Origin of the sequence: Nocardioides sp. Root240 (genome assembly GCF_001428825.1) — a bacterium.
Classification (GTDB): Bacteria; Actinomycetota; Actinomycetes; order Propionibacteriales; family Nocardioidaceae; genus Nocardioides.
In genome coordinates this window covers 368,003-389,210 of the sequence record NZ_LMIT01000001.1, presented here as the reverse complement: position 1 = coordinate 389,210, position 21,208 = coordinate 368,003, and the positions used below count along the sequence as shown (strand labels likewise).

22 protein-coding genes are annotated in these 21,208 nt (G+C 71.8%); 11 read left to right on the top strand and 11 right to left on the bottom strand.

Annotated elements, in window-relative coordinates:
- Positions 1-41 precede the first annotated feature (41 nt).
- From ASE20_RS01820 to ASE20_RS01805, 4 genes are read left to right on the top strand one after another with little or no spacing between them, the layout of a single operon-like run.
- Positions 42-989, top strand: a complete 948-nt coding sequence (locus ASE20_RS01820) for a bifunctional riboflavin kinase/FAD synthetase (protein ID WP_056892810.1) — start codon at positions 42-44, stop codon at positions 987-989.
- Position 990: 1 nt separating this feature from the next.
- A complete protein-coding gene (locus ASE20_RS01815) occupies positions 991-2,010 on the top strand; it encodes a hypothetical protein (protein WP_056892809.1) in 1,020 nt (339 codons plus the stop codon).
- Positions 2,007-2,942: a nucleoside hydrolase gene (locus ASE20_RS01810; RefSeq protein ID WP_056892808.1), complete on the top strand. Its 936-nt coding sequence runs from the start codon at positions 2,007-2,009 to the stop codon at positions 2,940-2,942. The genes ASE20_RS01815 and ASE20_RS01810 overlap by 4 nt, the downstream gene beginning before the upstream one ends.
- A gap of 33 nt (positions 2,943-2,975) precedes the next feature.
- Positions 2,976-4,154: a molybdopterin-dependent oxidoreductase gene (locus tag ASE20_RS01805; protein ID WP_056892807.1), complete on the top strand. Its 1,179-nt coding sequence runs from the start codon at positions 2,976-2,978 to the stop codon at positions 4,152-4,154.
- A gap of 6 nt (positions 4,155-4,160) precedes the next feature.
- On the opposite strand, the gene arfB is transcribed toward ASE20_RS01805, so the two are convergent.
- Positions 4,161-4,583 (bottom strand): alternative ribosome rescue aminoacyl-tRNA hydrolase ArfB, encoded by a 423-nt coding sequence (gene arfB / locus ASE20_RS01800; protein ID WP_056892806.1) that lies wholly within the window; start codon positions 4,581-4,583, stop codon positions 4,161-4,163.
- A gap of 12 nt (positions 4,584-4,595) precedes the next feature.
- Positions 4,596-6,707 (bottom strand): molybdopterin-dependent oxidoreductase, encoded by a 2,112-nt coding sequence (locus tag ASE20_RS01795; RefSeq protein WP_225869002.1) that lies wholly within the window; start codon positions 6,705-6,707, stop codon positions 4,596-4,598.
- 87 nt (positions 6,708-6,794) lie between these two features.
- Between ASE20_RS01795 and ASE20_RS01790 the strand changes: the two genes are divergently transcribed.
- The 5 genes from ASE20_RS01790 to ASE20_RS01770 all read left to right on the top strand — a co-directional run bounded on the left by ASE20_RS01790 (position 6,795) and on the right by ASE20_RS01770 (position 12,400).
- Positions 6,795-7,127: a PadR family transcriptional regulator gene (locus tag ASE20_RS01790; RefSeq protein ID WP_056892804.1), complete on the top strand. Its 333-nt coding sequence runs from the start codon at positions 6,795-6,797 to the stop codon at positions 7,125-7,127.
- On the top strand, positions 7,124-8,191 hold the full coding sequence (locus ASE20_RS01785) for an HAAS signaling domain-containing protein (protein WP_056892803.1): 1,068 nt from the start codon (positions 7,124-7,126) through the stop codon (positions 8,189-8,191). Before ASE20_RS01790 ends, ASE20_RS01785 begins: the two co-directional genes overlap by 4 nt.
- A gap of 96 nt (positions 8,192-8,287) precedes the next feature.
- On the top strand, positions 8,288-8,563 hold the full coding sequence (gene rpsO, locus ASE20_RS01780) for a 30S ribosomal protein S15 (RefSeq protein ID WP_056892802.1): 276 nt from the start codon (positions 8,288-8,290) through the stop codon (positions 8,561-8,563).
- A gap of 244 nt (positions 8,564-8,807) precedes the next feature.
- On the top strand, positions 8,808-11,036 hold the full coding sequence (locus tag ASE20_RS01775) for a polyribonucleotide nucleotidyltransferase (protein ID WP_056892801.1): 2,229 nt from the start codon (positions 8,808-8,810) through the stop codon (positions 11,034-11,036).
- Entirely contained in the window at positions 11,033-12,400 is a 1,368-nt protein-coding gene (locus ASE20_RS01770; protein ID WP_056892800.1) for a M16 family metallopeptidase, read from the top strand. The genes ASE20_RS01775 and ASE20_RS01770 overlap by 4 nt, the downstream gene beginning before the upstream one ends.
- Before the next feature lie 74 nt (positions 12,401-12,474).
- On the opposite strand, the gene ASE20_RS01765 is transcribed toward ASE20_RS01770, so the two are convergent.
- Together ASE20_RS01765 and ASE20_RS01760 are read right to left on the bottom strand one after the other, a co-directional pair.
- Positions 12,475-14,214 carry a BCCT family transporter gene (locus ASE20_RS01765; RefSeq protein ID WP_056893074.1) on the bottom strand — a complete coding sequence of 580 codons (1,740 nt, stop codon included), beginning with the start codon at positions 14,212-14,214 and terminating at the stop codon, positions 12,475-12,477.
- A 45-nt stretch (positions 14,215-14,259) separates the two neighbouring features.
- Entirely contained in the window at positions 14,260-14,775 is a 516-nt protein-coding gene (locus ASE20_RS01760) for a class I SAM-dependent methyltransferase (RefSeq protein ID WP_056892799.1), read from the bottom strand.
- A 51-nt stretch (positions 14,776-14,826) separates the two neighbouring features.
- Here ASE20_RS01760 and dapB point away from each other — a divergent pair, with 51 nt between their 5' ends.
- A complete protein-coding gene (dapB, locus tag ASE20_RS01755) occupies positions 14,827-15,618 on the top strand; it encodes a 4-hydroxy-tetrahydrodipicolinate reductase (RefSeq protein ID WP_056892798.1) in 792 nt (263 codons plus the stop codon).
- Between the two features lie 134 nt (positions 15,619-15,752).
- Here dapB and ASE20_RS01750 read toward each other — a convergent pair whose 3' ends face one another.
- The 3 genes from ASE20_RS01750 to ASE20_RS01740 are packed head-to-tail and all read right to left on the bottom strand — an operon-like array spanning position 15,753 to position 17,259.
- On the bottom strand, positions 15,753-16,058 hold the full coding sequence (locus tag ASE20_RS01750; protein ID WP_056892797.1) for an AzlD domain-containing protein: 306 nt from the start codon (positions 16,056-16,058) through the stop codon (positions 15,753-15,755).
- Complete coding sequence (locus tag ASE20_RS01745) at positions 16,055-16,717, bottom strand: AzlC family ABC transporter permease (RefSeq protein ID WP_225869001.1); 663 nt, start codon at positions 16,715-16,717, stop codon at positions 16,055-16,057. The genes ASE20_RS01750 and ASE20_RS01745 overlap by 4 nt, the downstream gene beginning before the upstream one ends.
- 2 nt (positions 16,718-16,719) lie before the next feature.
- On the bottom strand, positions 16,720-17,259 hold the full coding sequence (locus ASE20_RS01740; protein ID WP_056892795.1) for a GNAT family N-acetyltransferase: 540 nt from the start codon (positions 17,257-17,259) through the stop codon (positions 16,720-16,722).
- A 75-nt stretch (positions 17,260-17,334) separates the two neighbouring features.
- Here ASE20_RS01740 and ASE20_RS01735 point away from each other — a divergent pair, with 75 nt between their 5' ends.
- The gene (locus ASE20_RS01735) at positions 17,335-18,345 is read left to right on the top strand and encodes an aldo/keto reductase family protein (RefSeq protein ID WP_056892794.1); all 1,011 of its coding nucleotides are present in this window, start codon (positions 17,335-17,337) and stop codon (positions 18,343-18,345) included.
- Between the two features lie 78 nt (positions 18,346-18,423).
- Here the strand turns inward: ASE20_RS01735 and ASE20_RS01730 are convergent, their stop codons facing one another.
- From ASE20_RS01730 to nadA, 4 genes are read right to left on the bottom strand one after another with little or no spacing between them, the layout of a single operon-like run.
- Positions 18,424-19,083: a hypothetical protein gene (locus tag ASE20_RS01730; RefSeq protein ID WP_056892793.1), complete on the bottom strand. Its 660-nt coding sequence runs from the start codon at positions 19,081-19,083 to the stop codon at positions 18,424-18,426.
- Positions 19,080-19,667, bottom strand: a complete 588-nt coding sequence (locus tag ASE20_RS01725) for a DUF3043 domain-containing protein (protein WP_056892792.1) — start codon at positions 19,665-19,667, stop codon at positions 19,080-19,082. Before ASE20_RS01725 ends, ASE20_RS01730 begins: the two co-directional genes overlap by 4 nt.
- Before the next feature lie 2 nt (positions 19,668-19,669).
- Positions 19,670-20,029: a zinc ribbon domain-containing protein YjdM gene (locus ASE20_RS01720; protein ID WP_056892791.1), complete on the bottom strand. Its 360-nt coding sequence runs from the start codon at positions 20,027-20,029 to the stop codon at positions 19,670-19,672.
- A complete protein-coding gene (nadA, locus tag ASE20_RS01715) occupies positions 20,022-21,197 on the bottom strand; it encodes a quinolinate synthase NadA (protein ID WP_056892790.1) in 1,176 nt (391 codons plus the stop codon). Before nadA ends, ASE20_RS01720 begins: the two co-directional genes overlap by 8 nt.
- Between the last annotated feature and the right edge of the window lie 11 nt (positions 21,198-21,208).

Below are 21,208 nucleotides of genomic sequence, written 5' to 3'. Positions count from 1 at the left end.
GCCTTCGGGGCTGGTGGGGCCGATGTGGGAGAGTTGCCGCCGTGCGAGTGTGGCGTGACTTCTCCGACGTACCGGCCGACCTCGGCCGCACGGTGGTGACGATCGGCAACTTCGACGGCATGCACCTGGGGCACCAGCACGTCGTCCGGCGGGCCCGTGAGGTGGCCGGCGAGGTCGGCGTCGACCACGTGGTCGCCGTGACCTTCGACCCCCACCCGATCGCGGTGCTGCGCCCGGAGCACGCGCCGCCGACGCTGACCACGATCGACGAGCGGCTCCGGCTGCTCGGAGAGGCCGGGGTCGACGACGTGCTCGTCATCCCCTTCTCCCGCGAGATCGCGTCGTGGACGCCGGCGGAGTTCATCCAGCGCATCCTGCTCGACACCCTGCACGTGCGGGCGGTCGTCGTGGGCGCGAACTTCCGCTTCGGCAACCGGGCCGCCGGCGACTGCAACCTGCTGCGTGAGGCCGGCCGCGACCACGACTTCGTGCTCGAGGAGGTCAGCCTCGACGGCGGACCTCAGGTCTGGTCCTCGACCTACGTGCGCACCTGCCTGGCCGCGGGCGACGTGACCGGCGCCGCCGAGGCGCTCGGCCGCTCGTTCACCACGCGGGGGGTCGTCGTCGAGGGCGACAAGCGCGGCCGCGAGCTCGGCTACCCGACGGCCAACGTGCCGGTCCGCCCGGGCGCGGCCGCCCCCGCCGACGGCGTGTACGCCGGCCGGCTGACCGTGCTCGACGGGCCCGACGCCGGCTCGACGTACCCGGCGGCGATCAGCGTGGGCACGAACCCGACCTTCGCGGGGGAGCGGGAGCGGCGGGTGGAGTCGTACGTGCTCGACCGCACCGACCTCCAGCTCTACGGCCACGAGGTCGAGGTGGAGTTCGTCGAGCGGCTGCGCGGGATGGTGCGCTTCGACTCGATCGACGACCTGCTCGTGGCGATGTCCGGCGACGTGGCCCGCGCACGGACCATCCTCGCGGACTGACGTGGCAGCGCCGGACGACCTCGCCGCCGCCGAGCGGTGGTTCGTCGAGCACGGCCTGCCCTACTTCGTCGACGACTACCGCGCCGCGGTCGCGCGTGGCCTCCGCAGCGGCCGGCTGGTCCCGGCCGTCGCGGTGGCCGTCGTGCTGGCGGCCGTCGCCGGCCTCGGCACCGGGCTCTGGCTGGGGGTGGCCTCGGCGCTCGGTGCGGCGCTGACCGTGTTCGGCGTCGTGCTCGCCGTCTACGCCGTGGCCGTGCTCCGGGCCTGGCTCATCGTGGGGTGGGCGGTCCGTCGTACCTTCCGCTCGATGGGGCTGATGCTGCCCCTCGTCACGCGTGCCCTGCCGCTGCTGCTGCTGTTCATCACCTTCCTGTTCATCAACACCGAGGTGTGGCAGGTCGCGGCGAGCCTCGACGGCGGAGTGCTGTGGGTGACGGTGCTGCTGTTCGCGGCGATCGCGATCGGCTTCCTGCTGACCCGGCTTCCGGAGGAGCTCGACAGCGTCGACGACGAGGTCGAGGCGCAGCAGCTGATCGAGGCCTGTGCGGGGACGCCGCTCGAGCCGGCCGCGCGCAGGATCGCCGACCGCGTCGACAAGGTCGGTGCGGTCGACGCCGAGGTGGCCGGCCTCCAGAAGGCCAACCTGGTGCTGGTCCTCCTGGTGGCCCAGGCGGTCCAGGTGCTGCTGCTCGCGCTGGCGGTCTTCGCCTTCTTCATCGTGTTCGGGCTGGTCGCGATGGAGCCCGAGGTGCTCGAGCTGTGGCTGGCCCACCCCGTGCACGCCCTCGACGGCCCCATCGGCCACGTGTTCGGCGAGCGACTCAGCCTCGAGCTGCTCCGCGTCTCGACCTTCCTCGCCGCCTTCAGCGGCCTCTACTTCACGGTGTACGCCGTCACCGACGAGCTCTACCGCCGCCAGTTCTTCTCGGTGGTGATCCGCGAGCTCGAGCGGGCGGTCAGTGCGCGGGTCGCCTACCGGTCGCTGCGCGACGCCGACCCTGCTGACGAGGACCGCGCATGACCCGGGTCCCGGTGGTGCTCGACTGCGACACCGGGACCGACGACGCCGTCGCGATCCTGCTCGCGGCACTGCACCCCGGGCTCGACCTGCTCGGGGTGACCACCAGCTGGGGCAACCACGACGTGCGGCACACGACCGACAACACGCTGCGGGTCCTGGACCTGGTCGGCCGGGGTGCGAGCGTCGGCGTCCACCCGGGGCGCAACGAGCCGGTCCGGCCGCGGCTCACGCCGTTGCCCAGCGGGCGCGACGACCTGCCGCCCACCCTCGACCTGCCGGCGCCCGTGTCGGCCGCGGGCACCGAGGCGGTCGAGTGGCTGGTCGCCACGCTGCGGGCCGCCACCGAGCCGGTCGCGGTGGTGGCCACGGGGCCGTTGACCAACCTGGCCGCGGCGCTGGCCGCCGATCGCTCGATCACCGGCTCGGTCGGGCGCCTGGTCGTGCTCGGCGGCGCCCACCAGCGGGCCGGCGTCACGCCGTACGCCGAGCGCAACGTGTGGTGCGACCCCGAGGCCGCGGCCGACGTGCTCGCCGCGCCCTTCCGCGACGTGCTGCTGGTGACCATGGACGCGACCTTCTCCGCGCCCCTCACCGCCGCCGACGTGGCCCGGCTCCGGAGGCTCGGGACGCCCGCGGCCCGCGCGACGGCGGACCTCGTCGATGCCCGGATCGAGTGGTACCGACGCGACCCGTCGATGGCGGCGGCCGGGGGAGCGCCGCTGCACGACCCGCTCGCGGTCGCCGCGCTCGTCGCCCCGGGGCTGCTGACGACCTTGCGGGCCACCGTGCAGGTCGAGCGCACCGACCCGGTCCGGTACGGCGCCACGCGGTTCGCCGCCGAGGTCGACGAGCGTCGAGGGCGGACCTCGGTGGCCGTGCGCGCGGACCACGACGGCTACGTCGACCTTCTCTGCACGACGCTCGGTTCTTAAATGTAGTAAGTCGATGATGTTAATATCGCCTGCATGGAGAACGCGCTGCGACGTCGCTCGGTCCTCGGAGTCCCGCTCGCCGGTCTCGCGACCGTGGGGGTGGGCCAGCTGCTCGGTCCCGCCCCGCGGGCCTGGGCCGGCGCGCCCGCGATCCAGAAGCCGCTGCCGCCCGAGTGGTTCGTCGGCTACGGCACCAATGCCGAGACCCGGTGGGACTCCGTCGACCCGCACCGGTACGCGACACCGCAGGAGCGGCTGTTCGTGCGCAACCACACGCGGACGCCGCAGATCGACGCGTCGTCGTACCGGTTGCGGGTGTTCGGCGACGGGCTGACCGACCCGGCCGGCGTGACCCTCGGTCTGGCGGACCTGAAGCGGCGCTTCCGCACGGTCGCGTGGACCTCGGTCCACGAGTGCACCGGCAACGGCCGCAGCTTCTTCGACACCCAGCAGGGCACCAAGGCCTCGGGGACGCCGTGGACGCTCGGCGCCGTCGGCACCGTCACGTGGGAGGGCGTGCGCCTGCGGGACGTGCTGCGCTTCGCCGGCCTGCGGCCCGACGCGGTGTCCGTGCAGGGGGCCGGCCTCGACGACGAGTACGTCGACAAGGGCGAGAACCTCGGCCGGGTGCGGCGCCCGTTCCCGATCGCCAAGGCGCTCGACGACGCGTTGCTCGCGTGGGGCATCGACGGCGAGCCGCTGCTGCCCGACCACGGCTTCCCGCTCCGCCTGGTGCTGCCCGGCTGGGTCGGCATCGCCAGCATCAAGTGGCTCGGCGAGCTCGAGGTGTCGACGTCCGAGCTGACCTCGCCGTGGAACACGCGCTGGTACAACATCGGTGGCCCGCTCGGCGTCAACCCGGTGCGCTCGGCCTGGGAGCTGCCACGCGACGCGCAGCTGCCGGCGGGCCGCACCGCGGTGCTGACCGGCCGGTCGTGGTCCGGCGCGGCTCCGATCGCACGGGTCGACGTCAGCACCGACGGCGGTACGACGTGGGAGCGGGCCCGGCTGCGTCCGGCGCCCGGGCGTCGTACCGAGGGACACGGCTGGGCCCGGTGGACGCACACCTGGCACGCGCCGCGGGCCGGGCGGCACGAGCTGCTGGCGCGCGCGACCGACCTGCACGGCCGCACGCAGCCCGACGTCGCGACCTTCAACCCCAACGGCTACTTCTTCGACGCGGTCGTGCGGCACCCGGTGACCGTCGGCTGAGGACCGTCAGTCCTGCACCCGCCCGCGCAGCTGCTTGGTCTGCCCGCGCTGGCGCTTGGCGTCGAGCCTGCGCTCCTTCGACCCGCGGGTCGGCTTGGTGGCCCGCCGCGGCGGCGGTGGGGGAGCGAGCAGCTCGCGCACCCGCGCGGCCAGCCGTTCCCGGGCAGCGGCGCGGTTGCGGTGCTGGGAGCGGTGCTCGTGCGCGACGACGACGAGCGGTCCGTCGGTGCGCGCGACCAGCCGGGAGCGCTGGTGGTCGTCGAGGACGCCCGAGGCTGCCGGGTCCCAGGCAAGCTCGACGCGCGAGTCCGTCGTGTTGACGGACTGCCCGCCCGGGCCGGGGGAGCGGGAGAAGCGCTCGACCAGCTCGGTGTCGGGGATGACCAGGCCGCCGGGCAGACCGGGGCCGGCGGGAACGGTGACGTCCATCCAGGTCACGACCTAGGAAACGGTGACCGGCACTCCGGACAGCGCCGCATTGCCCGACACGTCCATCCGCTCGGGGTCGGTGAGGTCGTTGATGGAGACCCCGACGACGCCGGTCGCGATGCCGAGCCGCACGCCCTCACGCTGGTGGCCGTAGCCGTGGGGCAGGGACACCACACCGGGCATCATGTCCTCGGTCGCCTGCACCTCGACCTCGACCTTGCCGACGCGCGAGGTCACGGTGACCACGGTGCCGTCGACGAGCCCGCGGGCGGCGAGGTCGGCCGGGTGCATCAGCAGGTGGTGGCGCGGCTTGCCCTTCGTGAGTCGGTCGGTGTTGTGCATCCACGAGTTGCAGTCGCGCTGGTGGCGACGGCCGATCAGCAGCAGCTCGTCGCCCGTCGGCAGCTCCTGCGCGCGCAGCCGTGAGAGGTCGTCGGAGACGAGGCCCGGGAGGGCCGCGATCCGCTTGCTCCTGGTGAACAACCGGCCCGGCAGCTGGCCAGGACGCAGCGCCCCGATGTCGACGCCTTCCGGGTGCTTGCGCAGCTGGCTGATCGTGACGCCCGACTTCCCGGTGCGCAGCAGCATCCCGACGATGAAGGTCGGGCTGAGCCGCAGCCGCGCCTCGGTCGCCAGGCGCCGCTTCAGCGGCGGCTTGCGGTCCAGGCGTCGCTGGACGCGGACGTAGAGGTCGCGGAAGATCTCCCAGTCGTGCCGCTGGTCGCGGTCCTTCGGGAAGGTCGCCGGCGTGAAGCGGGCGGTGTCGCGCACCGCCAGCACGTGGAACGGCAGGTCGTAGTGGTCGCGCTCGAGGAGCGTGGTCGGCGGGAGGATCACGTCGGCGTGCCGGGTCGTCTCGTTGAGGTAGATGTCCACGGCGACGCAGAAGTCGAGGCCCTCGAGGGCCTTGTCGAGCGCACCGCCGTCGGGTGTCGAGAGCACCGGGTTCCCGGCGATCGTGAGAAGCGTGCGGACCTGGCCCTCGCCGGGCGTCTCGATCTCCTCACGCAGCACCGACACCGGCAGCTCCCCGCCGAACTCCGGCGCCTGGCGCACCCGTGACCGGAACTTGTCGTAGTGCCCGCGGCCGAGCAGCCCGCGGCCGACGGCGTCGATCGCGGGGGAGGTGAGCATCGCGCCGCCGACCCGGTCGGTGTTGCCGGTGACCAGGTTGAGCAGCTGGACCGCCCACTGGCAGACCAGGCCGAACTCCTGGGTGGACACGCCCATCCGCCCGTACGCCGCCGCGCCGTCCGCCGCCGCGAGCTCGCGGGCGATCCGGACGATCACGTCGGCCGGGACGCCGCTGGCCTGCTCGGCCGCGGCGGGGGTGAAGTCGGCGAGGGCCCGCTCGACCGCGTCCAGGCCGTCGACGTACGACGGCGGGCGGGTCAGGCCCTCGGCGAAGAGCGTGTGCAGCATCGCCAGCAGCACCCAGGCGTCCGTGCCGGGACGCACGAAGTGGTGCTCGTCGGCGACCCGTGCGGTCTCGGTGCGCCGCGGGTCGAACACGACCATCCGGCCGCCGCGGGCCTGCAGCTCGCGCAGGCGGCCCGGGAAGTCCGGGACCGTCATCAGCGAGCCGTTGGACGCCATCGGGTTCGCGCCGAAGACGAGGAAGTAGGACGTGCGGTCGATGTCGGGCACCGGCAGCAGCAGCTGGTGGCCGTAGAGCAGGTGGCCGATCAGCTGGTGGGGGAGCTGGTCGACGGAGGTCGCGCTGTACTTGTTGCGGGTGCGGAAGGACTGCGCCACCGCGATCCCGTGGGTGAGCGCGCCGAGGCTGTGGGCGTTGGGGTTGCCGAGGTAGAGCGCGAACGCGTCGTCGCCGTGCTCGTTGATCGTCGCGGCGACCCGGTCGGCGACCAGGTCGAGGGCCTCGTCCCAGCCGATCTCCTCCCAGCGTGCGTCCGGACCGCGGCCGATCCGTCGTACCGGACGGCGGAGGCGGTCGGGGTCGGCGTGGATGTCGCCGATCGCCACGCCCTTCGGGCAGATGTGCCCGCGCGAGAGCGGGTCGTCGGGGTTGCCCCGCACGCCCGTCACCCGGCCCGCGTCGATGGTCAGGAGGAGACCGCAGGTCGCCTCGCACAGGTTGCACACGCCCACACGCTGTTCCGCCACGTCTCGCATCGTCGCAGGTCGGCCCCCGACACGCAGAGAGTTCTCCGCTGTCGACACTAGTTCGCAATCCGTAATAGTGTGCACTGCATGGACACCACCCAGCTCCTGAAGGGCGTGCTCGACCTGGCGGTCCTCGCAGTGGTCGAGGACGAGGACGGCTACGGCTACGACGTCCTGCGCCGGCTCCGTTCGGCCGGGCTCGGCGACGTCGGCGACGCCTCGGTCTACGGCACGCTGCGGCGGCTCTACGCCGCGGGCGCGCTGACGTCGTACGTCGTGCCGTCGGACGAGGGCCCGCACCGCAAGTACTACGGCATCACCCCGGGCGGCCGGGACCAGCTCAAGCGCCAGTCGGAGGACTGGCTGCACTTCTCCGCCGCCGTCACCACGCTCCTTTCCGGCCAGGAGGCCCGCGCATGAACGACACGATGAAGCTCGAGGTCCGCGGCGAGGTCGACGCCTTCGTCGCCGAGGTCGAGCGCCGGCTCGCCGACCTGACCGCCGAGGAGCGCGACGAGCTCGTCGGCGGCCTGCGGGCCGACCTGTCCGAGCGACTCGCGGACCACGACGGCCCGGAGCCGGCGGAGCAGGTCCTCGGCGATCCGGCGTCGTACGCCGTCGAGCTGCGGACCGCCGCCGGCTTCGCGCCGGTGATGGCGCCGCGCCGCGAGCGCCGTCCGGTGGCGCTCGTCGTCGGCGAGCTGCTCGACGCAGCGCGACGTACCTGGGTCGAGCTGGTCGACAAGGTGCCCGGCTCGCCGCGCGGCTTCCTCGAGTCGCTGCAGCCGGCGTGGTGGGTGCTGCGTGCCTGGGTGGCCTGGATGGTGCTGCAGGACATGGCCCATCCGTACGTCAGCTACGGCGTCGGCTGGGCCCTGGTCCTCGCGCTGCTCGTCGTCGGGAGCGTCCAGCTCGGCCGCGGACGCGGCGCGATCGCGCGGGTGCGCGGCCACGCCGCCGCGCGGCTCGTGGTGATCGGCCTCAACGTGCTCGCGGTCTGCCTGCTCCCGCCGATGGTCGACAAGGCGCGCTGGTCGACGGCCGACCAGGTGCTTGACGACATGTACTCCGAGGGGGCGGGTGAGGAGCTCCCCGGCCTGTCCTACGACGGCGTCCAGCTCACCAACCTGTTCCCCTACGACGCGCAGGGCAGGCCGCTGACCGGCGTCCAGCTCTTCACCGCCGACGGGCGGGCGGTGTCGGTCGACGACAGCCTGGCCGAGGAGGATGGGTCGGAGGACGGGATCGAGGAGGACGGGATGTCGTGGGTCTACCCGTGGCTGAGCAACGGCAGCCCGCGCTTCAACGTCTTCCCGCTGCCGGTCGGCCCCGGCGACGCGGACCTCTGGGAGCGGGACCCGGACGCCTGGAGCAGCCCGACGCCGCCCCGCCTGCCGGCCTTCCCGTTCGCGGCGGCGCCCGAGGTCGTGCTGCCCGACGGTGGCCCGGCGGTCGAGGATTCGGCCGACGTACCGGCCCGCTGATAATCTTCTCCGGTTGCCGTCAGGACGGCCGCGGACAAAGAGAGCTCCAGGAACTCAGGCTGGGGCGCCGCGCAACGAGCGAACCAGGGAGAACCCATGGCAGTCGGAACCGACGCTGAGACCAAGAAGCAGATCATCGCGGAGTACGCCACGACCGAGGGCGACACCGGTTCGCCGGAGGTGCAGATCGCGCTGCTGAGCCACCGCATCAGCCACCTCACCGAGCACCTCAAGAAGCACAAGCACGACCACCACAGCCGTCGTGGCCTGCTCCTGCTCGTCGGCCAGCGCCGTCGCCTTCTCAACTACCTGAAGAAGACCGAGATCGAGCGTTACCGCTCCATCGTCGAGCGCCTCGGCCTGCGCCGCTGATTTCGCCGCTCGGCGGAGCGTCCCCGGCGTTGCGGCCGCTCGACGACCGCTCCGCTTCCAAGGTCGCCTTCGCGGCCGCGCCTTGGGGCCGCACGCGCCGAGCGACGAAATAGTTTCCTGAACGGGCGACCCGCCACGGGTCGCCCGTTCTGCATTTCCCGCACCGGTCGATAAGGTGGCCGGTGACAATCACGTCCATTCCCGCGGGGCAACGCGTCCCGCACGTTCGAATAAGAGAAAACAGTTGACTGAACCCGTCATCTCCGAGGTCGAGACCGTTCTCGACAACGGCAAGTTCGGCACCCGCACGGTCAAGTTCGAGACGGGCGTCCTCGCCCGCCAGGCCGCCGGTTCGGTGAGCGCCTACCTCGACGGCGACACCATGCTGCTGTCGGCGACCACCGCCGGCAAGCACCCGAAGGACCACTTCGACTTCTTCCCCCTCACGATCGACGTCGAGGAGCGGATGTACGCCGCGGGCCGCATCCCCGGCTCGTTCTTCCGGTCCGAGGGCCGTCCGGGCGAGGACGCGATCCTCGCCTGCCGCCTCATCGACCGCCCGCTGCGCCCGACCTTCAAGAAGGGCCTGCGCAACGAGGTCCAGGTCGTCATCACCGTGATGGCGCTCAACCCCGACACCCCCTACGACGTGCTCGCGATCAACGCCGCGTCGCTGTCGACCCAGCTCTCCGGCCTGCCGTTCAGCGGCCCGGTCGGCGCCACCCGCGTCGCCCTCATCGAGGGCCAGTGGGTCGCCTTCCCGACCCACAGCCAGCTGGAGAAGGCCGTCTTCGACATGGTCGTCGCCGGCCGCGTCACCGAGACCGGCGACGTCGCGATCATGATGGTCGAGGCCGAGGCCACCGAGGACGTCATCGAGCTGGTCCGCGGCGGCGCCCAGGCGCCGACCGAGGAGGTCGTGGCCGCCGGCCTCGACGCCTCGAAGCCGTTCATCAAGCAGCTCGTCGAGGCCCAGGTCGAGCTCGCCAACGTGGCCGCCAAGCCGGTCCAGGAGTTCCCGGTCTTCCTCGACTACGAGGACGACGCCTACGCCGCCGTCGAGGCCGCCGTGAAGTCGGACCTCGCTGCCGCCATGACCATCGGCGACAAGCAGGAGCGCGAGGCGCGCACCGACGAGCTCAAGGCCGAGGTGCTCGACAAGCTCGCTGGTGACTTCGAGGGTCGCGAGAAGGAGCTCGGCGCGGCGTTCCGCTCCGTCAACAAGCAGCTCGTCCGCGAGCGCATCCTGCGCGACAAGGTGCGCATCGACGGTCGCGGCCTCGCCGACATCCGTCCGCTGCACGCCGAGGTCGACGTGATCCCGCGGGTCCACGGCTCGGCGCTGTTCGAGCGCGGTGAGACCCAGATCCTGGGCGTCACCACCCTCGACATGCTCAAGATGGAGCAGCAGATCGACACGCTGTCGCCGGAGAACCACCGGCGCTACATGCACAAGTACATCTTCCCGCCGTTCTCCACCGGTGAGACCGGTCGCGTCGGTTCGCCGAAGCGTCGCGAGGTCGGCCACGGAGCGCTCGCCCGTCGGGCGCTGCTGCCGGTGCTCCCGAGCCGCGAGGAGTTCCCCTACGCCATCCGCCAGCTCTCCGAGGCCATGGGCTCCAACGGCTCGACCTCGATGGGCTCGGTCTGCGCCTCGACCCTGTCGCTGCTGCAGGCCGGCGTCCCGCTGAAGGCCTCCGTCGCCGGTATCGCGATGGGCCTGATCTCCGGTGAGATCGACGGCAAGCTCGAGTACGTCGCGCTGACCGACATCCTCGGCGCCGAGGACGCGTTCGGCGACATGGACTTCAAGGTCGCCGGCACCAAGGAGTTCGTCACCGCGCTCCAGCTCGACACCAAGCTCGACGGCATCCCGGCGGAGGTCCTGGCCTCGGCCCTGACCCAGGCCCGCGACGCCCGCCTGGCGATCCTCGAGGTCATGGCCGAGGCCATCGACGCTCCCGAGGAGATGTCGATCCACGCGCCGCGGATCATCACCGTCAAGGTGCCCGTCGACAAGATTGGCGAGGTCATCGGCCCGAAGGGCAAGGTGATCAACCAGATCCAGGACGACACCGGTGCCAGCGTGTCCATCGAGGACGACGGCACGGTCTACATCGGTGCGACCAACGGCGAGGCGGCCGAGGCCGCCCGGGCCGCGATCAACGCGATCGCGAACCCGACCATGCCGGAGGTCGGCGAGCGCTACCTCGGTACGGTCGTCAAGACGACCAACTTCGGTGCGTTCATCGCGCTCATGCCGGGCAAGGACGGGCTGCTGCACATCAGCAAGCTGCGCGGCCTCGCCGGCGGCAAGCGCGTCGAGAACGTCGAGGACGTCGTCGCGGTCGGCCAGAAGCTGCAGGTCGAGATCGCCGAGATCGACGACCGCGGCAAGCTGTCGCTGATCCCGGTCGTCGACGACGCCGAGGGTTCGGCGGACGACGACGGTGCGGAGTCCGAGGACGCGTGAGCAACGCTCTCAAGTCGACGGCCGGTCAGCAGCACGCTGACCGGCCGTCGGCCGTTTCCCGAGTCTCCACGCGCACGCTGGAGACGGTCCGTGACGACTCCGGCCAGGTGACGTCCGTCGTACGACGCACGCAGCTGCCCTCCGGCCTGCGCATCGTGACCGAGCAGATGGCCGGCGCCCGCTCGTCGTCGATCGGCGTCTGGGTGGGGGTCGGCTCGCGCGACGAGACCGCCGCCACGCACGGCGCCTCGCACTTCCTCGAGCACCTGCTGTTCAAGGGCACCGACGAGCGCTCCGCGCTCGACATCTCGATCGCGCTCGACGCGGTGGGCGGTGAGTTCAACGCCTTCACCGCCAAGGAGTACACCTGCTTCCACGCGCGGGTCCTGTCCGACGACCTGCCGCTCGCGGTCGACGTGCTCGGCGACATGATCACCGGCTCGGTGATCGCCGCCCACGACGTCGACGCCGAGCGCGACGTGATCCTCGACGAGATCGCGATGCACGACGACGACCCCGACGACGTCGTCCAGAACCTGCTGGCCGAGCTGGCCTGGGGTGCCGGTACGCCGCTGGGCCGCCCGATCGCGGGCACCGACGCGTCGATCGGCGCGATGACCGGGGCCCAGATCCGGCGTTTCTACAAGCGCCACTACGTCCCGGCCAACACGGTCATCTCGATCGCCGGCGCGGTCGACCACGACGCCGCCGTCAAGGCCGTCCGCAAGGCCTTCTCGCGCCACGACTGGCTCGTGGGCGAGGCCGCCCCCGTCCCGGGCCGTGCGACCTCCTCGAAGCGCCGTCCGCGCGTGTCTCCCGGCACCGCCGAGGTCAGCCGCCCGTTCGAGCAGGTCAACCTGGTCATCGGCCGTGAGGGCGTCACCCGCGACGACGAGCGCCGCTACGCGCTGGGCGTCCTCAACACCGCGCTCGGCGGCGGCACGTCCAGCCGGCTGTTCCAGGAGGTCCGTGAGCTGCGCGGGCTGGCCTACTCGGTCTACTCCTTCGCCAGCCAGTACGCCGACTCCGGCATCGTCGGCGTGGCCGTCGGCTGCCTGCCCGACCGCACCGAGGAGGTCCTCGCCGTGGTCCGCGAGCAGCTCTCGACGATCGCCGCCGAGGGGATCTCCGAGGACGAGCTCGCGCGCGGCAAGGGCCAGCTCGTCGGCGGCATGATCCTGGGCCTCGAGGACTCCGGCTCCCGGATGATGCGCATCGGCAAGAACGAGCTCGTCCACGGCGAGGTGCTCGGCATCGACGAGGTCATCGCCCGGATCGAGGCCGTGACGGTCGAGGACGTGCGCGCCGTCGCCGCCGACGTGTTCGGCCGGCCCGAGCTGCTCGCCGTCGTCGGCCCGGCCTGAGGCGCGCGTACTCAGCGACGTAGCGTCATAGGCTCCGGGGGCTTGAGCCCACGGAGCCTATGACGCAAGCTCCGTCAAGGGGTCGGTTCGGGCTCCGTCGGCTCGATCGAGAGCACGAAGTCGTCGCCGTGCTCGGTCACGCCGGCGATGACGGCCTGCTCGACGGCCTCCTCGCCGTACCTGCGACGGACGACCATCGGGTCGTTCCGCAGGTCGCGCACCAGGGCCACGGCCAGGCCGACCATGACGACCACGAACGGCAACGCCGCCACGATGGTGATCGTCTGCAGGCCGGTCAGTGCGTCCTCGCCGCCCGCGAGCAGCATCACCGCCGCCACCGCTCCGGTGGCGACGCCCCAGAAGATCACCGTGGTGCGCCGGGGCTGCGTCGTCCCGCGCTCGGACAGGCTGCCCATGACGATCGAGGCGGCGTCGGCGCCGGAGACGAAGAAGATCGCGACCAGCGTCATCACCAGCACGCCGGCGATCGTGGCCAGGGGCAGGGCGTCGAGGGTGCCGAAGAGCTGGTCCTCGAGACCGCCCGCATTCGCGATGTCGGTGCCGGTGCGCTGCAGGTCGATGGCGGTGCCGCCGAGGATGCAGAACCAGATCACGCTGACCACGCTCGGCACGAGGAGCACGCCGGACACGAACTGACGGATCGTCCGCCCCCGCGAGATGCGCGCGATGAACATGCCGACGAAGGGCGTCCAGGACAGCCACCACGCCCAGTAGAAGACGGTCCAGGTGCCGAGCCAGTCCTCGGTGGCCGCGCCCTCGGCTCCGGTACGAGCGGCCATCATCGAGAGGTCCTGGACGTAGCTGCCGATCGAGGTCGGCACGAGGTTGAGGATGAAGACGGTGGGGCCGACGACGAACAGGAAGGCCGCGAGGAGCACGGCCAGCACCATGTTGATGTTCGACAGCCACTGGATGCCCTTGGCGACCCCCGACACCGCGGAGAGGACGAAGGCGACCGTGAGCACGGCGATGATCAGCACCAGCGCGCCGTTGCCGAGCGGACCGATGCCGCCGACGATCTCCAACCCGCTGCTGATCTGCAGGGCGCCGAGTCCCAGCGACGTGGCGGAGCCGAACAGCGTCGCGAAGATCGCGAACATGTCGATGACCTTCCCGGCCCCGCCGGACGCACGCTCGCCGAGGAGAGGGGCGAAGGCCGCGGAGATCAGCTGCACGCGGCCCTTGCGGTAGACGCCGTACGCGATGGCGAGGCCCACGACGGCGTAGATCGCCCATGGGTGCAGGGTCCAGTGGAACATCGTGGTCGCCATCGCGGTCTGGGCGGCGGTGTTCTCGTCGCCGCCGGTGCCCGGCGGGGGAGTCACGAAGTGGGAGAGCGGCTCGCTGACGCCGTAGAACATCAGGCCGATGCCCATGCCGGCGCTGAACATCATCGCGATCCACGACGACGTCCGGAACTCCGGCTCCTCGTCGTCGCGGCCCAGCGGGATGGCGCCGTATTTGCTCAGGGCGAGCCAGATCACGAAGACGACGAACCCGCTCGAGGTGAGCACGAACAGCCAGCCGGTGTTGGTCATCACCCAGTCCAGGGCGTGCCCCGAGGCGGTGGCGAGTGAGCTCGTTCCGACCAGGCCCCAGACGACGAAGGCGACGCTGATCGAGGCGGCGACGCCGAAGACGACGGGGTCGAGACCTCCCTGGGGTGGCTCGTCGGTCTCGATGGCCTGGTCCAGCGCCGGGTGCGGTACGACGTCCGCGGCCGGAGTCGCCAGGGCGGACTCGGCGAGCTCAGTGGCTCGGTGGGCGGTCGTTCTCGATAGTTCCTGCGTCACGTGGTGCGGCGGTACCCACTCGGGACCGCCGCACACGGGTCGAGATCAGCGGCGGCCGATGATCCCGATGACGGGCGGCATCTTCGAGTCGACGATGTAGACCCGGAAGCCGCCGTCGCGCAGCTGCGCGGAGGTCTTCTCGAGGATGTCGGAGACCTGCTCGGGACGGCTGGTGTCGAAGAAGAGGTTGACCGAGCCGCCGGGCATCAGCCGCTCGTGGAGGAGGGCGATCTCCTCGGCCGCGTCGCGCACCCAGAACAGGTTGACGTCGAACGCGAACACCTTGGTGAGCCGCTTGACCGGCACCCGCAGCGTGGCCAGGTCGATCTGGCGCACGGTGAGCCGGCCGGCCTCGATGTGGGCCGCGCAGCGCTGCTTGGTGCGGTCGACGCCGGCCTCCGAGCGGTCGATCGCGAACATCTTGCCCTTGCCCTCGAGGCGCCGGCAGATGAGGTCGGCGGCTGCGCCATTTCCGCAGCCGATCTCCAGCACGTGGTCGTTGGGCTGGACGTCCATGAAGTCCACCGCCCACCGGATCCGGGCCGGGATCTTGTTCACCATGGGGGTCAGCCTGCCAGAACGCCTGCCCGGGTGACGCACTACCTTGGTCCCGTGAGCACTCGTGTCGCGGAGAACGCCGGTCCCACCGACGCTGGAAGGCTCCGTGTCGGGGTCCTCGGAGCCCAGGGCAAGGTCGGCGCGGAGGTCGTCCGCGCGGTCGAGGAGGCTCCCGACGTCGACTTCAGCACGGGGGTCGACCAGGGCGACCCGATCGCCGCTCTCGTCGAGAGCGGCACGCAGGTCGTCGTCGACTTCACCCACCCCGACGTGGTCATGGACAACTTGAGGTTCTGCATCGAGAACGGCATCCACGCCGTCGTCGGTACGACGGGCTTCGACGACGCGCGCCTGGCCACCCTGCGCGGCTGGCTCGCCGACAGCCCCGGCACCGGCGTGCTGATCGCCCCCAACTTCTCCATCGGCGCGATCCTGATGATGCGCTTCTCAGCGATCGCCGCCCCCTTCTTCGAGTCGGTCGAGGTCGTGGAGCTGCACCACCCGACCAAGGCCGACGCCCCCAGCGGGACCGCTGGCCGGACGGCCGAGATGATCGCCGCCGCCCGCCGCGAGGCCGGCAGCGCGCCGATCCCGGACGCGACCAGCACCGGGCTCGAGGGCGCGCGTGGCGCCGACGTCGACGGCGTCCGGGTCCACAGCGTGCGGGTCCGCGGCCTGGTGGCCCACCAGGAGGTCATCCTCGGCGGCCTGGGCGAGACCCTCACCATCCGCCACGACTCCCTCGACCGGGTCTCGTTCACCCCCGGTGTCCTCACCGGCGTCCGCCGCATCGGCGACTTCCCCGGCCTCACCGTCGGCCTCGAGCACTTCCTCGACCTCACCTGACCCCACGAAGTGGGCCTCGTGGCACCACGAACTGCGGCTCGTGGCACCACCAACTGCGACTCGTGGCAACCACGATCCACATCTCGAGGTGCCATGACGCCGACTTCGTGGTGCCATCTTCCGCGGTTCGTGGGTCAGAGGAGGCGCAGGAGGGCGGCTGAGGCGGCGGAGCCGAAGACGACCACCAGGAACGGCGCCCGGGCGAGCAGGAGCAGCACGGCCACGCCGAGGGCGGCCGCACGGGCGTCGAGGGCGAGTGCGCGTCCGGACGGCGCGGCGAGCACCTGTACGGCGACCAGCGCGGCCAGCAGCGCGACCGGGACGAGGTCGGCGATCCGCGCCACCACCGGGCGGGCGAGGACCCGCGCCGGGACGGAGAGCCCGGCGAGCTTGAGCAGGTAGCAGCCGAGGCCGGCAGCCAGGATGGCCCACCACGTCATCGGCGCAGCGCTCCCACGAGGACGGCGACGCCCGCCGCCACCAGCACCGGTACGCCGGCCGGCGTCACCGTCACGGCGCTCGCAGCCACCAGCGCGGCGAGTACCGCGGTCAGCCGGGCGACGGGGGAGGCCAGGCGCGGCCACAGCAGCGCGAGGAAGGCCGCACCGACCGCCGCGTCGAGGCCGAGGTCGCGCGGGTCGCCGAGCTGCTCGCCGGCGACAGCCCCGACCAGCGTGGTCAGGTTCCAGAGCACGAAGATGGTGCCGCCGGTGGTCCAGAACCCGGTGCGCGCGAGCGACCGGCTCGCCCGGTTGACCGCCATCGCGGTGGACTCGTCGATCAGCACGTGCGCCGCGACGGCCCGTTGCCACCCGCGGTAGCCCAGCAGCGGGGCCATCCGCAGTCCGTAGAGCGTGTTCCGCGTCCCCAGGAGCAGTGCCGTCAGGGCGCCGGACACCGCCGACCCGCCGGCGCCGAGCACGCCCGCCAGCGCGAACTGCGAGGCGCCGGTGAACATCAGCAGCGACAGCACGCAGGTCTGTGCCACGTCGAGGCCGGAGGCGACGCCGACGGCGCCGAAGCTCAGTCCGTACGTCCCGGTCGCGATCGCGACGCCCAGGCTGTCCCGGACGACGGTACGACGGTCGACGTCCACCACGCTCAGGAGAGCGCCGTGTGCAGCCGGACCTGCTTGAGTGCCGCGCCCGTCTCGTCGGCCAGCTCGCGGCTGGCGCCGTCGGGAGCCCAGCCGGTGCTGGTCAGGAACGCCCGCAGGACGTCGTCGGTGGCGTCCACCCAGACGACCGCGCGCGCGAAGCGGTCCGCCAGCAGGGTGTCCACGCAGGCCTGGAGCAACCGGGAGCCGTGCCCGGCGCGGGTCGTGTCGGGGTCGATGGTGAGCTCGCCGATCTCGCCGTCGGCGGACGGGTCCGCGTCGGGGTCGGTGTTGGGGCCGGTGAGCGCGAAACCGACGACCGTGTCGCGGACCAGCGCGACGAGGGCCCGCTGCCGAGCCTGCGGCGGGCGGGCGAGCGTGCTACGCCAGGCCTCGGCGAGGTCGTCGACACCGATGCCCTGCTCGTCGAGCTGCGCGGCCAGGCGGCCGTCGTACCGGCTGCGCCAGGAACGCAGCTGCACCTCGGCGATGCCGGCGGCGTCGGCGGGCCATCCGACCCGGACGGAGACATCAGCAGCAACCACGTCCCGATACTCCCACCGGCAGGTCCGCGGCCCGGAACCGGGACCGGCGTTGACTGCAGTCACTAGGGTCGAGGCATGGAGATTCGCAACCTCGGCGCGAGCGGCCTCAGGATCTCGGCCATCGCGTACGGCAACTGGCTCACCCACGGCTCGCAGGTCGAGGAGGACGCCGCCCTGGCGTGCGTCCGGCAGGCGCTCGACGAGGGCATCACGACCTTCGACACGGCCGACGTCTACGCCAACACCGCGGCCGAGACGGTCCTCGGCAAGGCGTTGACGGGGGAGCGGCGCGAGGGCCTGGAGATCTTCACGAAGGTCTTCTGGCCGACCGGCCCGGGCCGCCACAACGACCACGGTCTGTCCCGCAAGCACATCCTGGAGTCGATCGACGGCTCGCTGCGCCGCCTCGGCACCGACTACGTCGACCTCTACCAGGCGCACCGCTACGACCACGAGACGCCGCTGGAGGAGACGATGCTCGCCTTCGCCGACGTCGTCCGCTCGGGCAAGGCGCTCTACATCGGCGTCTCGGAGTGGCGGGCTGAGGAGATCCGCGCCGCCGCCGCGCTCGCCAAGGAGCTGCGCGTGCCGCTGATCTCCAACCAGCCGCAGTACTCCATGCTCTGGCGCGTCATCGAGGAGGAGGTCGTCCCCACCTCGAAGGAGCTCGGCCTCGGCCAGATCGTCTGGTCGCCGATCGCGCAGGGCGTGCTCACCGGCAAGTACCTGCCGGGCCAGCCGCCGCCGGCCGGCTCCCGTGCGACCGACACCAAGGGTGGCGCCGACTTCGTCGGCCGCTGGCTGCGCGACGACGTCCTCGAGCGGGTCCAGCAGCTGCGTCCGGTCGCGGAGTCCGTCGACCTGACCCTCGCCCAGCTCGCCGTCGCCTGGGTCCTCCAGAACGACAACGTCTCCGCGGCGATCATCGGCGCCAGCCGTCCCGAGCAGGTCACCGAGAACGTCAAGGCAGCCGGTGTCGGGCTCGACGCCGAGACCCTCGCCGCGATCGACCGCGTCCTCGACGGCGTCATCACGACGGACCCGGCGCTCACCACGTCGCCGCGCCGGTCCGAGGTGATCGGCTGAACCGTCTGGCTCGTTGCGCTCGCGATTCCCGTCCGGGCAGTGGCGCGATCCGACCATGCGCAGCGGGCCCCGGAGGTGCTACTGCAGGCGGAAGAGAAAACGGCTGGTCGGCACCAGGTCGAGGCCGTCGGCCGCGCCGAAGCGCGCGCAGCTGTCCATCAGCTCGGAGAAGCGCCGGTTGAGCTCGGCGTCGTCGCCACCGCTGCCGTAGAACGCGTGCTGGTCGCTCATGGCCGCCATCGGGAAGAGCTCCTCGACGATGCCGGTGACGTCGCGCCCGCCGGGGGTCAGCGCCTCGAGCACCGGGTTCTGCACGTAGCCGAAGGTGCCCTGGGTGTCGATCGCCACCTGGGTGTGGCGATCGAGCCAGTCGGACAGCCAGTCGGCGTGGCTCATCGCCTCGGGCCTGCGCAGGAAGGCGAGGTTGGCCAGGGCGTCCGCCCGCACCCCGTCCGGTACGACGGGCGGCACCAGCGGCTCGCGCTCGTCGACCAGCCACGCGTCGACGTCCCCGTCCGCCTCGCGTACGACGCCGAGCACACCGGCCACGTCGAGCTCGCCCCAGACCGAGACGACCGCCGTGATCGGCGTACCCGGTCCGAAGCGCATCGCCGGTGCGACCGCGTCGTCGTCGAGGTTGACCTGCACCCGCGTCGCGCCGAGCTCCGCGAGGCGCGTGCGGAACGCGGGCTCCAGCAGGCCCGCGCCCGGCGTGCGGAGCGCGGCGACGAGCTTCACCGGTCGTAGTCCTCCGGAAGCGCCTGGCCGATCTTCACGCGGGCCTTGGGCAGCCGCATGAACTTCATCTGCATGGAGCGGGTGAGGGCGTAGTAGGTCGTGCCCTTGAGCGACTCGTCGGGGAACCGGCGGCGCAGCTCGCGGCGCAGGCGGAAGCGCAGCACGAACATGTCGGTGATCACGAAGAGCACGGTCGCGAGCAGCACGATGCTGCTGGCCTGCACGAGCGCGGACTGGCCGGTGTAGCCCAGCACCAGCCCGGCGATCATGAGCGGGATGACCATCTCGACGATGGAGAAGCGCGCGTCGACGTAGTCGCGGATGAAGCGGCGCACCCGGCCCTTGTCACGCGGCAGGAAGTACTTCTCGTCGCCGGCCTTCATGCCCTGCCGGATCTTGCGGCTGCTCTCCGAGCGGAGCTCGCGCTGCTGGCGCTGCAGCTCGCGCTTGTCGCGCGGCACGCGGGCGCGCGCCTTCGCCGCTGCCTCGGCCTCCTTGCGGGTCGGCGTCGGCCGGCCCTTGCCGCCGGGCTTCGTCGGGGCGCTCTGCTCCTCGACGGCGGGGGACTTGGTCCGCTTGAACACGCTCAGGCCTTCCTGACCACGGTGGACTTCAGTTGCATGGGCCCGAACCCGTCGACCTTGCAGTCGATGTCGTGGTCGCCCACGCCGCTCACGAGGCGGATGCTGCGGACCTTGGTGCCGGACTTGATGGGCTTCGGCGCACCCTTGACCGGGAGGTCCTTGACCACGATGACGTCGTCGCCGTCGGCCAGCGGGTTCCCGTTCGCGTCGCGCACCACGCCCGCGGACGCGGCCTCGTCGGCAGCCGCTGCGGCCTCCGCCGGCGACCACTCGTGGGCGCACTCGGGGCAGACCATCAGCTCGCCCATCTCGTAGGTGTACTCGCCGGAGCACTCCGGGCAGGCGGGCAGGCCGTCAGTCACGATGGGTCTTCCCCGGCAGGTCGAGCATCCGCTGCAGCGCGACGAGCGCGTCGGCCTCGGTCTGCGGGTCGACCTCGATCTGGTTGACGAGGTTGCCCTCGGCGAGGTTCTCGAGCGCCCAGACCAGGTGCGGGAGGTCGATCCGGTTCATCGTCGAGCAGTAGCAGACGTTGCGGTCGAGGAACATGATGTTCTTGTCCGGGTGGGCGTTCTTGAGGCGCTGCACCAGGTTGAGCTCGGTGCCGATCGCCCAGCTCGAGCCGGCCGGCGCCTCCTCGATCGTCTTGATGATGAACTCCGTCGAGCCGACCAGGTCGGACTTGAGCACGACCTCGTGCTGGCACTCGGGGTGCACCAGGACGTTGAGGTCCGGCACCTTGGCGCGCAGCTCGTCGATGACGTCGGCGGCGAAGCGGCCGTGCACCGAGCAGTGGCCCTTCCACAGGATGATCCGCGCCTGCGCGAGCTCTTCGGGCGTGAGCCCGCCGTTGGGCTTGTGCGGGTTCCACACGACGCACTCGTCGAGGGAGTAGCCGAGCTTGAGCACGGCGGTGTTGCGGCCGAGGTGCTGGTCGGGCAGGAAGAGGACCTTGGTGTCCTCGCCCTTCTGCTCGAACGCCCAGTCGAGGGCCACCTCGGCGTTGGACGAGGTGCACACGACGCCGCCGTTGCGGCCGCAGAACGCCTTGATCGCGGCGCTGGAGTTCATGTAGGTCACCGGGACGACGACGTCCTGGACACCGGCCTCGGCCAGCGCGTCCCACGCCCGCTCGACCTGGGCGATCCGGGCCATGTCGGCCATCGAGCAGCCGGCAGCGAGGTCCGGGAGGACGACCTTCTGGTCCGGGCCGGTCAGGATGTCGGCCGACTCCGCCATGAAGTGCACGCCGCAGAAGACGATGAACTCCGCGTCGGGCCGGGCGGCCGCGTCACGGGCGAGCTTGAACGAGTCGCCGGTGACGTCGGCGAACTGGATGACCTCGTCGCGCTGGTAGTGGTGGCCGAGCACGAACAGCCGCTCGCCGAGCTTCTCCTTGGCGGCCCGCGCGCGGGCGACCAGGTCCGGGTCGGAGGCCGGCGGCAGGTCGCCGGGGCACTCGACACCCCGCTCCGAGAGCGGGTCGGAGCCGCGGCCGAGCGGCAGCAGCGGGAGGTCCACGGTGGTCATGGCCTCATCCT